This is a genomic window from Paenibacillus sp. J22P169 (genome assembly GCF_059691995.1).
Genome location: NZ_JCAUAO010000003.1, coordinates 105,206 through 121,113, shown reverse-complemented (window position 1 = coordinate 121,113; position 15,908 = coordinate 105,206). Strand labels below are relative to the sequence as shown.

Annotated in this window: 9 protein-coding genes; all 9 read right to left on the bottom strand. The window is 46.1% G+C overall.

Features of this window, described 5'->3' with window-relative positions; genetic code table 11:
- Positions 1 to 54: 54 nt before the first annotated feature.
- Positions 55 to 1,179 carry a hypothetical protein gene (locus tag AC58QG_RS18400; protein ID WP_497363582.1) on the bottom strand — a complete coding sequence of 375 codons (1,125 nt, stop codon included), beginning with the start codon at positions 1,177 to 1,179 and terminating at the stop codon, positions 55 to 57.
- A gap of 28 nt (positions 1,180 to 1,207) precedes the next feature.
- Positions 1,208 to 1,954, bottom strand: a complete 747-nt coding sequence (locus tag AC58QG_RS18395) for an SDR family NAD(P)-dependent oxidoreductase (RefSeq protein WP_497363581.1) — start codon at positions 1,952 to 1,954, stop codon at positions 1,208 to 1,210.
- A 52-nt stretch (positions 1,955 to 2,006) separates the two neighbouring features.
- Positions 2,007 to 2,849, bottom strand: a complete 843-nt coding sequence (locus AC58QG_RS18390; protein WP_497363580.1) for a carbohydrate ABC transporter permease — start codon at positions 2,847 to 2,849, stop codon at positions 2,007 to 2,009.
- The gene (locus AC58QG_RS18385) at positions 2,842 to 3,684 is read right to left on the bottom strand and encodes a carbohydrate ABC transporter permease (protein WP_497363579.1); all 843 of its coding nucleotides are present in this window, start codon (positions 3,682 to 3,684) and stop codon (positions 2,842 to 2,844) included. The genes AC58QG_RS18390 and AC58QG_RS18385 overlap by 8 nt, the downstream gene beginning before the upstream one ends.
- A gap of 106 nt (positions 3,685 to 3,790) precedes the next feature.
- A complete protein-coding gene (locus AC58QG_RS18380; RefSeq protein ID WP_497363578.1) occupies positions 3,791 to 5,113 on the bottom strand; it encodes an ABC transporter substrate-binding protein in 1,323 nt (440 codons plus the stop codon).
- Positions 5,114 to 5,395: 282 nt separating this feature from the next.
- Complete coding sequence (locus AC58QG_RS18375; RefSeq protein ID WP_497363577.1) at positions 5,396 to 11,116, bottom strand: InlB B-repeat-containing protein; 5,721 nt, start codon at positions 11,114 to 11,116, stop codon at positions 5,396 to 5,398.
- 171 nt (positions 11,117 to 11,287) lie between these two features.
- Positions 11,288 to 12,637 carry a hypothetical protein gene (locus AC58QG_RS18370; protein WP_497363576.1) on the bottom strand — a complete coding sequence of 450 codons (1,350 nt, stop codon included), beginning with the start codon at positions 12,635 to 12,637 and terminating at the stop codon, positions 11,288 to 11,290.
- A 73-nt stretch (positions 12,638 to 12,710) separates the two neighbouring features.
- Positions 12,711 to 13,532, bottom strand: coding sequence for a creatininase family protein (locus AC58QG_RS18365; RefSeq protein ID WP_497363575.1), 822 nt, complete (start codon positions 13,530 to 13,532; stop codon positions 12,711 to 12,713).
- 8 nt (positions 13,533 to 13,540) lie between these two features.
- A complete protein-coding gene (locus AC58QG_RS18360) occupies positions 13,541 to 15,742 on the bottom strand; it encodes a glycoside hydrolase family 88/105 protein (RefSeq protein WP_497363574.1) in 2,202 nt (733 codons plus the stop codon).
- Positions 15,743 to 15,908 lie beyond the last annotated feature (166 nt).

Sequence of the window (15,908 nt, the reverse complement as noted above, 5' to 3'; positions counted from 1 at the left end):
TTATTTTGGTTTGATATAGCTATCTCTTTTATTCTCGTTCTCTTTTACAATAAATTAATTCTCTACATTTCCAGTAATTACCTTTAATTCTCTTGGGTCATACACAACGCTCCATGCATCTAAGGACAACGGATGCTTGACATATAAGGATTCCATTGCCGTATTGATGAGGTACGTTGTCAACAGGTTCCTTTCAATCGGGCAAGGAGGTGTGCCATGCAGGATCATCTCTTCGATCAGTTCGGTCAATTTGGTAAAATGGCTATACGGCCGCTCTCGCCCCGTATTGCAGTACGCTGCGATACAAGCGTCTGCTTGATCCTGAACAGCAAAGCTCCACCTCGTAGCGAATTTATGAAGCTGCGCCACATAACCCATCGTGCCGTCTTTATACGTGACAACGAATAGCGCGGGATCTGGACATTCATTGCGCGGATGCCTTCCGGATAGCTCCGGCTCGAGTGCGAGTGCTTTCATCATCAGCGCCTCCGGCCATTCCGCCCGATCCATGGCTTGCCACATCTCATCACCAGCTAAGGCATGAACGGACGCGACACCCGACTCGGCACCAAGCCGATGCTCAGCCAAAACCTGCAGTACTTCCATGCCATGAAATCCGTAGGATTCATGCCCGCCATGACTGACGACAAAGAAAGTACGGCCTCCCTGCAGAAAGGAACGATCGAAGTGAGGCACATAATCTGTATATGGAATGGAGGATCCTGCCATACATGGAATACCCCGACGCTTAACTTCCTCATATATCCACTGCGCATCCTCATTATCGTAAGAAAAATGCTTATCAAGGAATATCGGTACGCGGATTCCGTGAGAATCCATTGCAGCTAACGTCTCTTTCATAAATCGCAGCCTTGGATACAAGTGCTGTTGTTTCTCATTCCATGGGTAATCCCCATGTTCCCCGATGACGACAATGCCGTCGATTTTCCGTTCAGGAGCGCCCCAAGCAACAGCTTCCTCAATGGTGGCGCAGATCGATACGCCATGCTTAGCCGACAGCTCGCGACTCAAGTCTCTATCCGTTACTTGCTCAACGTACATAGCAACCAGCTCGACATTCGGTTCATAGCCAAGCTCGCCGAGTAGCCTGCTAACAATTACATCTGCGTGCGAATTGAGCTTATACTGGGTAATGATCGCTGCGACTCTTTTCTTCATCCTTCAGCCGCCTCCATCTTCATCAGTCTCATATCCGAATCCCTCCGTCTATCGTGTACAGTGATCCTGTAATATACGAAGAAGCATCAGACAGCAGGAACGAAGCAAGCTCGCAAATCTCGTCTGGAGTGCCGCTGCGTCCTAACCAGGTACTCTTTCGTAGCTCTTCCGCCTTCTCAGGCGACACCGGCTTCGGTTCTTTAACATCTCCCGGTATGATCACGTTAGCTCGTATGCCGTGAACGGCATTCTCGGCAGCGATGACCTGCGTCAAGAAATTGACCCCGGCTTTGGACGACCCGTAGGCTCCTTCTCCTGCCCTCGGTTTTACGCCAAGGACGGAAGATGTATTAACGATTGACCCGCCTCCGGAATCCTGCATCAACAGGATGGCATGCTTGCATATGAGAAATGTCGAAGTGAGCGTGCCTTGGATAACTTGATTCCAGTCCTCCAACGTATATACCGCAACCGGCTTACGATTCTGTGTATAGCTATTATGGAATGACCCATCCAAGCGGCCAAACTTCTCGCGGATTTGCTGGAACATGCCAGCGACCTGATCTTCATTGCTCGCATCGGCCTGCACGAAAAGCAGGCGATCTGGACCATACTGCTCTTGAAGCGCAATCATGCGGAGAGACTCCTCCGCAGCTACCCAATCATTGGCGATGACCTTAGCTCCTCTGGCCAAAAACATCCGTACCGAAGCGAAGCCAATCTTGCCAAGCGCACCGGTCACAACAATGACCTTTTCCTGAAGCGGTAAATTCATTCAATTACCTCCTGCTTTAGACAATAGGGGACACTTCTGGCCCCCTTCCAGCTTATCCCTTCAAGCCGGTCGTTGCCATCCCCTGAATAAATTGCTTCTGGGCAAACAGGAACAAGATGACAACCGGTATGGTTATAATGAACGCAGCAGCCATAACGATCGGAATTTCATTCGGTTGATCATTAACCGCCTTAAGAAACAAGAGGCCCAGCGGCAGCGTGAACATTTTGTTGTTCGTTAGATACAATAAGGGACCGAGTGTATTACTCCATGCGCCGATGAATGTAAACACAGCCAACGCCGAAAGTGCTGGTTTGGACAGCGGGATATAAATGCGCCAGAGCACTCCCCATGGGGTGTAGCCATCTATAAGTGCTGCTTCAAAAAGCTCCCTTGGCAATGTTTTATAAAATTGATGCATGAGAAAAATACCGAATGCCCCTCCCAGGAAGGCTGGCACAATCAACGGATAAAAGGTGTCAAGGGCATTAAGATTTTTCCAAATGAAGTATTGCGGAACCATGGTCACCTGACCAGGTAAGATCAAAGTCGACACCATCGCCAGGTAAATCCATTTTTTTAATTTAAACTCAAACATGGCAAGCCCAAATGCGATAACAGCACAAGAAATCATCGTTCCGGCGACATCGAGAATAGTTACAATTGAGCTATTAAATGTGTAACGGGCAAAATGCACATTTTGGCTGTTCCATGCGGCAACATAATGCTGCCAAGTCACCGGATCAGGAATCCACTGCGGCGGCATCTGCAGCACTTTCGCTCCAGTTTTAATCGAGGTCACTACCATCCAATAGAATGGAATGAACATGCAAAATCCGCCTATGATTAGAAACGAATAAAGCAATGTTGCGCTTAGTTTTGATTCTTTAGTCATAGTGCACCCACCTCTTTTCCATCGTACGTTGGAACATTGTAATGACCAGGATCACAATGAATAGCAGCCATGCCATTGCGGAAGCAGGTCCCATTTTGAATAAAACAAAAGCATCACGGTAAATCATAATGTTCACTGTCAGCAATTGGTCCCTGACTGAGCCCGGTGAACCGACCAAGGTAAGGAATGAATCAAAGGCGTGGAATGCGGAAATCGTCGAAAGGATAAGTACCATATAGGCCATCGGTGAGACGAGCGGAACCACAATACGTCTGAACACTTGCCACTTGGAGGCACCATCTAAATCTGCCGCTTCATACAAGTCTTTCGAGATATTTTGCATACCTGCCAGCAGCAACACCATGGAACCCCCCATACCTTTCCATACATTCGCTATGGCTACACTCCCAATGACTACCCACCAATTCGGATTATCGAGAAATTTATACGGTCCCAAGTTAATGTAACTGAGAAGCAAATTGACTACACCGAAGTGAGAATTCAGGATCCATGACCATACCATACCTGCTGCGATCCAGGGCGTAATAACAGGTAAAAAGAATACAACCCGGAAAAAACCTTTGAAGCGGATAGACTGGTTTAACACATACGCTGCGATGAACGCGATACCTGTTTTCAGCGGCACAAAGATCAAAGCAAAATAAAAAATATTGCGAAACGAATAAAACATTTGCTTCTCATGAAAAATCGATTTCCAATTTTGGAGACCTACCCACTGCGGAGCATTGAACATATCCCACTTCGTGAAGGTTAAATACAAAGAAAAAACAAAAGGATACGCTGAGAAAATGAGAAACCCGATGACAAATGGCAATGTTAGTATATATCCCCAATAATTGTACCTTTGTATGACACAACACTCCTCACCTTCATAAATAAAGGAGGGGAGGCTTTACCTCCCCCAAAAAATTGCGATATAGTTACTTGTTGTTATTAATGACCGTTTTTAACTTTTCGTCAGCTTCCTTCAAGCCTACCTCTGGCGTTTTGTTCCCTTTGAACATTTCGATGAAGACTGGCTGGACAGTCGTTTTCATTTCGTTCCAGAATGCCGTTTCATCCGTAGTCACACCAGCTTGGGCAACTCCATCCGTAAATGCTTTTTTGTTTTTCGGATTACTGTTTACATCTAACTTGGCATTAGCCGAAATTTTAAGGGGAAGTGAAGCTCCGCTTGTAGCCAGATGCCCCTGAGCTTCATCACCTAAGAAGTATTTCAGGAATTCCCACGCTGCATCCTTCTGTTCCTTTTTCGCTTTGGAATAGATCATCCAGGAGTTCGCAACAAACGGAACATTTCGTTTGCCATCGTAGCCTTTAGGAACCATGACTGTATCGTAGTCTAGATTCGCATAATCTTTCTTAAACGGCAGCTGTCCGCTGTATTGCATAATCATCATGCCAATTTTGTTTCCGCCGAACATTTGAGTAATTTTCCCGTTAGCTTCCAAAACATCGAATGTCGGAGCAATTCCACTCTTCATTGTATTTTGCCATGCCGTAATACCCTGTAAAGTTTTTGGATCCAGGAGCATTGACTTTGTTTTTGTTTCATCCAGCCAGCCGCCTCCGTAAATCTTCGACCATGGGTAGAAGCCTTGCGTCAGATTGTTTTCGACGGACATGCCGTAAATATCTGTTTTACCATCGCCATTGGTGTCTTTCGTCAATTTTTTGGCTGTGTCCAACAAATCCTGGTAAGTCCAGTTATCTGTTGGAGCATCAATGCCTGCGTCTTTGAAAATTTTCTTGTTATACGCCAGCGCAGTCGGATTCAAGCCGTGCGGTATGCCCCATACCTTGCCATTCGCGTCCCTAGCTGCATACAAGGAGCTGACATAGTCGCTCTCTTTAAGATCCCGCTTCATATAAGTTGTGAGATCTTCTGCTACTCCCCGCTTCCCGTAACCAAGAATAATCGCATTTTCCTGGAACCAAATATCCGGAGGATTGTTGCCGGCAATTTGTGCTGTAATTTTTGTAGCAAATTCAGCCCAAGGTGCGTCCTGAATTTCTAGTTTAATATTTGGGAATTGCTTCTGAAAACCATCGATAATCTCTTTTTTGGTAACGTCATAGCTTCCTGGCAAACCTACTTTAAGTGTCACTTCTTTAGGTGCGGCAGTTCCCGCAGTCGCAGGTGCACTGCTGGCCGTTACCGCCGTTCCTTCTTGACCATTGCCGCAAGCTGCAAGCGTTGCTACCATCATACTGCTCAATATCACCATACTCGTCTTTTTCAAATAAAACCCTCCCATATATGTGTACTTGTAATGTAGAACACCTAGTTGGAATCGCTTTCTTATGTACTTTGATTATATCTCGCCTATTAATTCACGTCAATGAAATGTTTTCACATTTATGAATAAAATATCATTCTGACGCGATGAATTCCAAACGACTGAGTAGGAAAAACAAAAGGACGGCTGTCTATAGCCGCCCTAAATGTAAACTTTATTATAGGCAACGTAATTTAACCAATAAAGTGAGAAAGGAGTGGCTTATTTAATTTACTGTGAGTTAACCTACTTGCTCGGTTTTATCTCAACAGTGTTGCTTCTTATAGTGCCCGTTTTGTCTGTATATTCGATATACGCATAATAAGTCTTTTCGTTTGTAAGTCCCTTGATGTGCGCGCCATTGGCGTTGTAATTGACATTGCTGTATTCTGTGAAATCTCCATCCTTGCTGTCTGCTATAAACACCTTATAACCCTTGCCGTTCGCTGAAACAATGGCAAAATTCACATTGCCTTGCCCATTACCCGGGGACACACTTGTAATTTCTATATCATAGTTTTGTGCCCATTTCGCTATCAGTTCAATATCGCCTATTATTGGCGTGTTGTTGAAGTCGAACGCTTCTCCTGCATCGCCCTCGAACCAACCTTCGAAATTATAGCCATTTTTCGTCGGGCTTGCAGGTGCTGATACTAATGAGCCATGCGTTGCTTTTTGCGCTTGAACGTCACTGCCGTCAATAACGAATTTGACAGTGTATTCCTTTCTTACTACCCACGGCATTAAGCGGTAATTTTGGGTGATAGGTTCATTCGTACCCCAAAATGAATTGCCGCTTTCGCTTATATACCAACCCATCCATACATCGGTGTCCGTGTTGTATTCCACAGCATTAACCATGGTCCAATCAATTGTTTTGCCTTCTTCAACAATCAGTGTCTGTAAAACAGTCCCACCGTCGAAACCGATAAACTCAACCGTGTACTTTGGAATTGATTTCTCAAACAGTACGGCCGCACCAACGGTTGCGAGTTCAGCTCCCGTCCTCTTAATCGTCGTGGCGTTTGGATGTACAAACACAACTTCTTTATCCGCAAGCGTTGTGATAACGGACAGGTTCGTCGGTGTTGTATTTACGTTTGTTAATATGCCTATTGAGGCCGGGAATGGAGCAGCATTAAGCGGAGTAGGTAATTCCGCTGTTACCGTGCCTTGTGAAACCGTAGTTGACGAGAATGCGACTGTATTCCCTAGGTCGGCACTTAGGTTTCTCAGTTTGCCTTTTGGCAATGCCACAAAGACGTTACCCGCCAAAGTTGCTCCAGAACCTGCACCGATGTTGGAAACGGAGGCTGATTTTGCAATCGCAGTGACCTGGGTATTTTCGCCATAAATTAATATGTTTCCGCTTGCGCCGTTTTCTCCGCCGCCGATACCTGCGCCCATAGCGGTGGTAACGCCGCCACCTGTGGCCGTAATCGTTCCGCCACTAATGATGATATTACCACCCGCGCCATTTTTACCCCCGCCGATGCCTGCAGCGGCATTGGCTGAATTGCCTCCACCGGTAGCCGTGATCATTCCGCCACTGATCGTAATGTTGCCGCCAGCGCTGCCCATACTGCCGCCAATGCCTGCGCCTGCCGAACCGCCGCCTATGGCTGTAATCGCTCCACCGGTGATCGTGATGGTGTCACCCGTGCCCCCGATGCCTGCACCGGAGGAACCGCCATTGGCGGTAATCGTTCCGCCACTGATCGTAATGTTGCTGCCCGTGGCGAGGGCGCCGTCACCTATGCCTGCTGCGCTGTTAGCACCTGAGGCCGTAACTGTTCCACCGCTGATGGTAATGTTTCCGCCTGCGCCGCCGTTACCACCGCCAATGCCTGCTGCGCTGTTACCGCCTTTGGCAAGAGAAATCATTCCGCCAGTGATCGCAATGTTGCCACCTGCGCCGCCTCTTCCACCGCCGATGCCCGCTGCGTGCCCGCCAGCCGTCGCCGTAATCTTGCCGCCTGCGATCGTGATGGCGCCGCCTGCACTGCCTTTACCTCCGCCGATGCCAGCGGCCTCAATCGCACCAGTAACGTTAAGCGTTTGACTTGTATCCGCTGCATGTATCCTCAAGGCGCTGCCAACCGGAATACCTATTCCCGCTCCATTGCCGACGATGAGTGCTGTGTGTACGGTTGTGATGACGTTTGTGCCCATAAGCGTGAGCGTATTGCTTCCTGTCGCAAAGTACACAGCTGCTTTAGCTTGTGCATCCGCAGATTTCATTTTAAGATTGTTGATTGTCAGCACGTTGTTGCCTTCACTAACTATGGCCACGCCAACAAACTCAACATTAGGATTTCCCTTGACTGTAAGCTGCTTGTTCAAGGGTACGTTAATTGTCACGTTGCCCGTTGGTGAAGTCGTAAAGTTCGACAAGTCGAGCATACCGGCAAAATCCGGATTGTTCAGAACAGCATTAACTCCAGCTTGATCCCAAGACTTAGGTATTGCTGTGTCTAGCGTAGTCCATTTCGCATAAAGAGTTATGCTTTGTGTAATAACGCCAGTCGCAAAGTCAAAAGCGTTTTGTAACTCTCCATCCGTATACCAACCTTCAAAAGCATAACCATTTCTAGTCGGATCTGCCGGTTTACCAATCGTTGCTCCGCTGGTAAGATCGGATATTGCTGCAACAGCCGATCCGCCATTCGTATTAAACACGACTGTGAAACTTTGGATGCTCGGCTTCCATTTGGCATAAAGAACCGTATTTGCTTCGACGGCTTTGCTGAAATCAAACTTGTTCGCATACGATTCGTCAAACCAACCTACAAATGTATAATTTGCTCTCGTCGGCGTCGGAGGTGTAACGGTTTCCCCGAGCGACTCTCCGTTTGCATGAACGGTCACGGTTGCGTCCGATGTAACACCGTCATTGTATTTGTAGGTAAGACTATAACTCGTATCATAGTCACCTTCTGTTACATAAACCGAGATTGGTAGCGAAAGACCACCGTCTAACTTAACAAGGAAAGCCCCTTTTCCTTTTGCCGGCTGACCTGTTAATACATTCGCTTTTGAATTCGCAAGATCAGCAAGACCTTTAGTAATGGTTGTTCCGAATTGCTCACCCAAGAAGTTTTTACCGATTTTCTTAGGGTAACCTGTTACCGTAAGTACCAAATCAACACCTTGAGTGATCGTACCTTGGGTATTTCCTTCTGCATTTGTTACGGTGAACCATTCATAATCACTGTTTTTGCGCAAATCATACTTGGTTCCAGTCGGAATACCGGCTGTTTTAATAGTGACTTGCTGCGTGGTATTTCCTGTAACGTTAAGCTGATACTTACTGCCAGCTGACCTTAAAGCGGTTGGTCTCGTCGGAACAATCACATCTTTGCCGCTTTCTATCGCTCCGATATCAGGTGCTGCACCTGCATAATCGGCTGCGGTTACAAAGTTATTAATGGTTGTACCCTTATCAAAACCAAGGCTCCCGCTTGTTTGACTCAAGTCACCTTCAGCTCTGTTAGTGAAAGTGGCCTTTTTGCTTGAATCCGGATTTATTGCCGTTACTGGTGTTCCGATTTTTTCACCGGTTATCCCATTTGGCTCAACAATCGGCGCAGGACCACCGGTAGTACCGTAAGCATTAGTAGTTACCGCAGATCCGTTAAATAAGTCAAAATCGTAACTAGCTCCGGGATAATTGTAAATATGTTTAATCGTAATTACGGTTTGGCCATTAGGAAGAGGACTATCTATGGATTCAATGATATTATTCCTATAATACGGTCTGTATATTTGACTGTCTTTCCGGGTTATATGATTGGATGAACTAAGAATTGTATTGTTAAACAGATAGTTAGCGCCCAACCCCATATTCGCTTCTTTCGTAGCTGCTCCGTGCTTGAGTGCGCCTTGAATCAATCCCCATTCGTCACCCAAGTTTGTTAGGACATTTCTATACAAATAAATGGGACCAACATAGTTTGTATCCAGACCTACGCCATTTGCGACCCCTTCTATTTTGTTGTTGTAAAATCTTACGTTCATATCCGAGCCTTCTAATTCGACGCTGTCATCTTGTGTATAGGCAAAGTAATTTCCGTACACGTCGGAATCTTTACCAACACCGCCATCTACTTCACCATTTCCCCAAGTTTCAATGGCATCGTTAAAACGATGATCATCGCTTCCGACAATGTCGTTGTATCGAATTACGACACCTTGCCCGCCTCTTGCATACATGGCGCTTACACCTTGCGGATGCTTATCGTCCCATTCAGGGTACCAGGCTCTACCGCCGCCGCCGTTCCATGCATTGGTTTTGGTTCTTGCATCATGAATGTAGTTTTTTTCAATGACGAGATTGCTTGCGTCGCTTACAAAAATACCAGAGTCATTGTTAACAGGCGTTGCGTTGGCAGAGTAACTTTGCCCTGTACGCAAGTCAACAGCCAGGTTTGGATCTGCATTTGCGACTACCGTTTGCTTAGCTAAGTATTGTGTTGCTTCTCTTCCGAAATTTGAAATATCACTATTCACAATTCGGATGTGGTGACTTGAACTGAGAACCGATATCGCGCTTCTCTTGCCGCCACGAATGATTAAGTTTTCCAAAATCACATATTCGGACTGTGCGATCGATACCGCTTCCCAAAACTCATCGGTGACTTCGATAATGGTACTTCCGTCCCCAATGATTCGAATATATCCGTTTTCTGTGCCTCTAAGCCCTTGAACCGACAGCGGTTTTCCTGGCTCATATATAGAAGCAATAGGTATATCTCTAGCAATTGGAACGTCATCTTTCCATGTTCTGATTTGCTTGGTGTAGGTAGAACCATCCTTAAGGACTTTAACTTGCACTTCATAATCCGTGTCTGGTTCAAGACCGACAATAGAGCCTCTGAACTGCTTGTTGACTGAATCCCATGCCAGTGAAAGACCGTCTTCCCATGTCGAAGCTCCTACTTTTCTGAATTTCACCTCATTGGCAGGGTCAGGGACAACCTGTATGGTGGTGACTGGCGATGTCGGAAGCTTATAGGCAATCGTATCTCCGGGAGTCGTATAACCCGCATAATTCAGATACAAACTTAAATTATTGAACGTCGTTCTTAAAAGCAAATCGTTACCTGTATTGGGTATGCCGGAACCACTTTGAGCAGCGCTTGTGGAAATGGTGGTTTTAAATTCCTTATCCGGCCTGCCATCTGAGTAGTGAATTCTCACTCTAATGATGTCGTTACTGCCGCCGCCGGACAAATAACTAAGGCCACCTTCAAAAGCTCCTGTTGCCGCATTATAACCAGGCTTAGGCGCTATTAACCAAGCGTTTCCGGTATTTCTCGGTTGGGCTATTACATAGTTGGCCGGATCCGCTGACTTCCGCCATACGGTTACTTCGGCGTTCGGATCGTCGCTCGGAATACTATAATATCCGTCTCTCGATTTTCCCACGGCTGTTATATCAACACCCGTTACGGCTTCCGGCAAAGCCGCATCAGCGGCAATATGCCGGCTTTCATCATATAGAACTTTTGCCGTATTGCTCGAAGCATCCCACGTGTATGTGGCTTCAAACGCATACATGAGAGTATCCAAAGGGATAAAACTTCTAATGCTTTCTTTAAAGGGCATTTCGGTCGTAACCGTTGAGCCGTCTTTTAATGTAACTTCGTTGCTTCCGTATGTAGCTGTCATCTCATAATAATCATTCTTTAAAGTAAATGCTTTGCCATCGATAGACTCATAAAATACAGAATATAAATAATGAGCTATCGCCTCGGCAGATACCCATATTTTGCCGTCGATAAACTTAGGCGATACATCGGACTTCATGTTTTTGCCGTTCACCGTGATCTGAATAGGCGATGCCGGATCTTGAATCTCGACGGGTTGATGCGCATAGGCTGCAAATGCTGAAGTAGGGAGAACAAGTGACATGATGACTGCAACAATAAGTAGAAATCTCATAATGGGTTTCATTTTATTAGCCATGTTAATAAAATCCTCCTTTTTCATTTGCTAATTCAATTATGAATGAATCCGCCTTTCTTTTCTTGAATTGCACTACGTGTATCCATCCCTCCATGGAAGCGTTTTCTAAGACACTTCGATTATATCTCGGGCATATATACACGTCAATGAAACGTTTTCACACTTATGAATTTAATAATTGTGATATGCCAGTTCCGATGTATGGAAGCTGCAGAAAATAGGGAAGTTTTTTGCGAGTTTAGCTATCTCCTCAGCGGGTACAGATTCAAGTTCGGTTAATCGACGAACCCTCGTCATTTCCGCCATTTCCTGATAAGTGATAATCATATCAGCCTTCTTAAACAACTCCGGTCCCCATCTCACAGAAAAATCGATATGGCGGCGTTCGTCAATCAAATCAAATTCACAGGTAATCGCAGATAAGACATCGCCAAATTTCCAAAACGCTTCAGCCGACTTTCGCTTTTTCTTGAAGCCGCAAGCTTCACCTAACAGGGTTAAGTTGGAATACAACTCGGTAAAGTGTTCTTTAACATCCTGTTTACCAGGCCCCCCCAGCCACTGGAATTGGTCGACGGAATAACCCATTTGAAGCAATCGGCGCATGCCCATTTGACTGTGACGAAATTCATCCCACATGTGACGGGCCAAATCAAAGTAAAAAGGCAAAGGCATCCGATCCACATAATAATAAATACAGGACAACGTCTCTCCAGCAAAAATTTCAGTAGCATAGATGTATATCATTTGTTTCACACTGTCATGCAGCACAGACATACTGGTATCCGTATACGATTTTTGTGGTTTTGGATTCGTATATCGCGGATATTTGCTTTCTAGCTTTGCTTTCTCCGGAAGCGGACCAGCTGGATCTTGCACCAGGTTAACTGGCCAGGTCACAGCGTTCACATCATCTACAAAAGCATTTGCTTGGAAAACGGCCCAGACCGTAAGGATATATCGTTCCCATTCCGCCAGCTTTCGCGACCCTTCTTCACTTCCACAATGGACAAACTGCAACTGCTCATGCAGCCAGCGCTGTGTTGCTTCCCGTTCGATGAAGATGATCTTGATCTGGTCCAGTGTAGGCGCATCTAAAATCGGATCCAGTTTAGCCACCAATGCATCATATTGGGTATATAGATGTCGATGGATATATAAGTAACTGACCAGAAAAGTGTGTTCGTCTGGCGCGCCGAACATTCTTTCGAATGCCTCCCTCGTAATATCAGGCATCCAATCCTTGTCATGCATACCGCCAGGCAGCTCTTCGATACGTTCATACAAGCATTTCACATTTCGATTATGCACATAGCATAATCGACCAAGTTGAATCTTCTGCTCATATACCGGTATGGCTGGTATCCATCCTCCAATTAACTTGGATAGTGCCAGCTCCTGCCAGAGTAAATGCTTCAACTCGTTGCTGGTATCCACTGGCCGCAAAAAACGATTCTTCAGAAAGCTTTGCTTCGTTTCCATATGCTGCTGCAAACCTTCAAAATCTTTTTCGTCTCTCATATCAGTACGATCCCTCCTATGGCCTCTCTAGAAAAACAAACCGCATCCTGTTGATACGGTTGGTCTCCTATAATTATTCCTGTTTCCATAATCCTTCCCGAAACGAATGCCCATGTCGGAAATACATGCTTCTGTTCTCCAAGCGATGCAGCGTCTCCTTAACAGCAATATCGACAGCCAAGTCGATCGTCTCGTTGCCGAAAGCTGCGGTTGAATCCCTCGGATCCATCACACCTCCGACACCGACAAGCGGCTCCCCTTTCGGAGGAAGTAAATCCAGTCTAACCGTCTCAGGATGAAGCGCCATCATGTGCGAAGTCTCCCACCCAGCAGCATGATCCCCGGCACATTCGTACCGATCTTCCACCAACATATAATCAACAAACGCCCAAGCCTGCATGCCGCTGCTGCTGCGGCTATGCAACCGCTTGTTGAACAGCATCGCAGCCGCTCTGGCATGATCGATTAACGGATAATGTCCGGCAACTAGCACGCCTACCCGAAAGCCGAGTGATTCCGCTTCCGCAAGGATATGCAAGAGAAGCTTCTCGTAATTGATTACTTGTTCCATAGCGGAAAAAGGCATTCGTTCCGGAAGAAAGTTGTCTGGACTCAGCTGCATCATTTCTGCAATTTGCTGTCTGTCCGCCGCATTTGCCTCCATCAAGCCTTCTACCCGGCTTTCGCCGTAGTACAATGGCGGAAATACAAGACCGCCTCCCTTTTGTGCACATCGAATGGCAATGCCTTCTGCTTGCAAGGAGTCGGCTCCAACTGGATTATGCAAGCCATGCCATTCCAGCGTGCCTATAGGTATATAAACGACTGGACATGATGTTCTCCTCGCAATAATCTGTTCAGGGCGAAGCATATGATATCTGACTTCTTCGCTCATGGTCCACCTCACTCTCCACTTGCCAAATAATTGTTCAACCGTTCAACTTCAATACCAGCCAGCATTACAATACCGATACCGTGTGTATCGTTCGTCTTCCAAGGCAAGTCATCCTTATAATAATCAGCGGTGAACGCGTATTTGGATCCCGTACACACACCATGCACATTGCCGTACTGGTCGACCGCCCTGCTTGTTAATCCTTTCCAAGCACGCCTAATGGACGCTTCAAATGCGGAACGGTTATCCTTCAAGATATCCAGACGCAAACCTCGACAGAAAGCGTAAATGAACATGGCCGTGCAGGAGGTCTCTTCATAGGAATCAGGATGCGTCAGGACTTGATGCCACAACCCATTTTCCCCTTGAAGTGAAAGCAATCCCTCACAAATCTCTTGAAAAAAGGCAACTAAATCTCCTCTACGAGCATGAGTTGCAGGTAATACTTCCAATAGCTCTGACAGCGAAAATAGAGGCCAACCGTTCCCACGGCCCCATGGCACATAGGTGGCTGTATCAAATTTGAAATCATACACATGCGACATAATTTTCAGCTCAGGCATGTATAAATACTTTTTATAGGCTACAAATTGCTCAGCCGCATCATCCAGAACCGCTACATTCCCCGTGAGTAAATAATAGCGCTTCATGAACGGAGTGCTCATATACAGATCATCGCCCCAGAGCGTTTTTTCCATATAATATCCAGGACTTTCCCGATAAAATGCCCCGTCTTCTCTACGTTCCTGGCGGTTACATATGAAGTCTGCTATCACTTCAGCTACTTCCAAATAGGTACTTTCCTGACTTTCTGTATAAGCCTCTAGCATGGCAGATCCAAATGAACCACAATCATCCAACATATCCAACTCAACTAGCTGATGGTTTACCCAAGGAAAGCCATACTGTTTGCGATCCCACCGTGCATAATCGTAAAGCTTGGTACACTCTGATATATGATTTGTCACGTAACGTACAATGTCTTCACGCCCCAGCATTTTGCCTGCCTGCAGTAATCCATACAGCGTGACGCCCAGCGGATAGTTCCAACGTGCATGATTCGTATTCTCCAAATAGGGACGAACCCACGCATCCGGTTGATCCAGTCGCCAATAAAGGCCTCCGTTCTCTGGTTCCCATACGGTATACATCGTTTGCAGTTCTTCAGGCTTATACTCCTTTTCACTTTGAAAAGGTCCTGCATACAGCCAGCGTTCTTCTGTACCTTGGATAGGATGCGGAAGCTCGACCTCACATAACTGACCGTTTTGATGAATGTCTAATTGAAAGCCCCAATTCTTCCCGCCGCTTTGTGACCGTACCAAGAGTTGATGCTGCCCATAGGCAAGATCGATGTCAAAATGGATCGGTTCTGAGGCCTGAGCGTTGAACACTTCTATACCGTTTATCCACACGGTTAGTGCTGCACTCTGGGTCGTTCCCCTAAAGGAATAGCGCTGCTTTCCTTGAGATTGGCAGAGGAGATGCGTCCAACCATAAGCATATTGACCTGTTTCGATTTGATTCCCAAACATTCTCGTAAATACAGGTTGCTTAATCTGCTCTGCTTCCCACTTCAACGATGGTCGCCATTCCATGCCCGTCTCCATTTCACTTTGCCCTAGTACAGGCAACGCATGCTCTTTAAACACATCCTCATCTACGGGAAGCGAGTAGATCCATCCTGCTTGACCCTCTCGCTCGCTGAATGGGGATAAGGCAGGAGGCGTAGTCCATTTGCTGCGAATCGTTCCCAGGATACAGCCGAACCCGGCTGGCGTTTTACGCATTTTAATTAAAATCGTCGTCCAACCCGAACTCAGCGGTATTTTCAAATGACGTTTGTTCGCGGGATTCAGCTCATCAAGTGTCTCTGTCTTATAGAGCAGTTGTCCATCTACATACACTGTTGCTGGTCCATAGCAGCTTAGTGCCGACTCGATAACTCTATCCGTATCGCTCCATATTTGAGTGAAGGCATAGCCAAATTGTCCGTTTGTCGCATCGGGAAACTTCTCCCCCAAGTTAAGGTCATATCTGGCATCTGCCAGTTGCCTAAAACCTTGCCGGCTATACAACCGCCAAGTGAATGAATTTGAAGGGTGCGTCCCGATATAGTGGTTAGCAATATTTTCTAAGATACGCGGAGTATTAGAGCCGCATCGTGCTTCTATACTTTGCTGCTTGTCAAAATGCCGTGTTGTTATCATTTGGGTTTGCTCCTCAATGAAATTGTGATTATGATTTCATTGTAGCCACATCGTAACATATTGTCTTTGCCCTGCATTGTGTTAAAATGTTGTTGTATTGTGATTTGTTTAGGGGAGGTTGTCCTACTGAATCTCATTAAGGATTTTCAACTGAATACTGAACCAG

What these genes read in the sequence shown, in the direction of transcription:
- AC58QG_RS18395 (WP_497363581.1), bottom strand. Translation starts at nt 1,954, where the DNA reads ATGAATTTACCGCTTCAGGAAAAGGTCATTGTTGTGACCGGTGCGCTT.
- AC58QG_RS18400 (WP_497363582.1), bottom strand. Translation starts at nt 1,179, where the DNA reads ATGAAGAAAAGAGTCGCAGCGATCATTACCCAGTATAAGCTCAATTCG.
- AC58QG_RS18365 (WP_497363575.1), bottom strand. Translation starts at nt 13,532, where the DNA reads ATGAGCGAAGAAGTCAGATATCATATGCTTCGCCCTGAACAGATTATT.
- AC58QG_RS18360 (WP_497363574.1), bottom strand. Translation starts at nt 15,742, where the DNA reads ATGATAACAACACGGCATTTTGACAAGCAGCAAAGTATAGAAGCACGA.
- AC58QG_RS18390 (WP_497363580.1), bottom strand. Translation starts at nt 2,849, where the DNA reads ATGACTAAAGAATCAAAACTAAGCGCAACATTGCTTTATTCGTTTCTA.
- AC58QG_RS18375 (WP_497363577.1), bottom strand. Translation starts at nt 11,116, where the DNA reads ATGGCTAATAAAATGAAACCCATTATGAGATTTCTACTTATTGTTGCA.
- AC58QG_RS18370 (WP_497363576.1), bottom strand. Translation starts at nt 12,637, where the DNA reads ATGAGAGACGAAAAAGATTTTGAAGGTTTGCAGCAGCATATGGAAACG.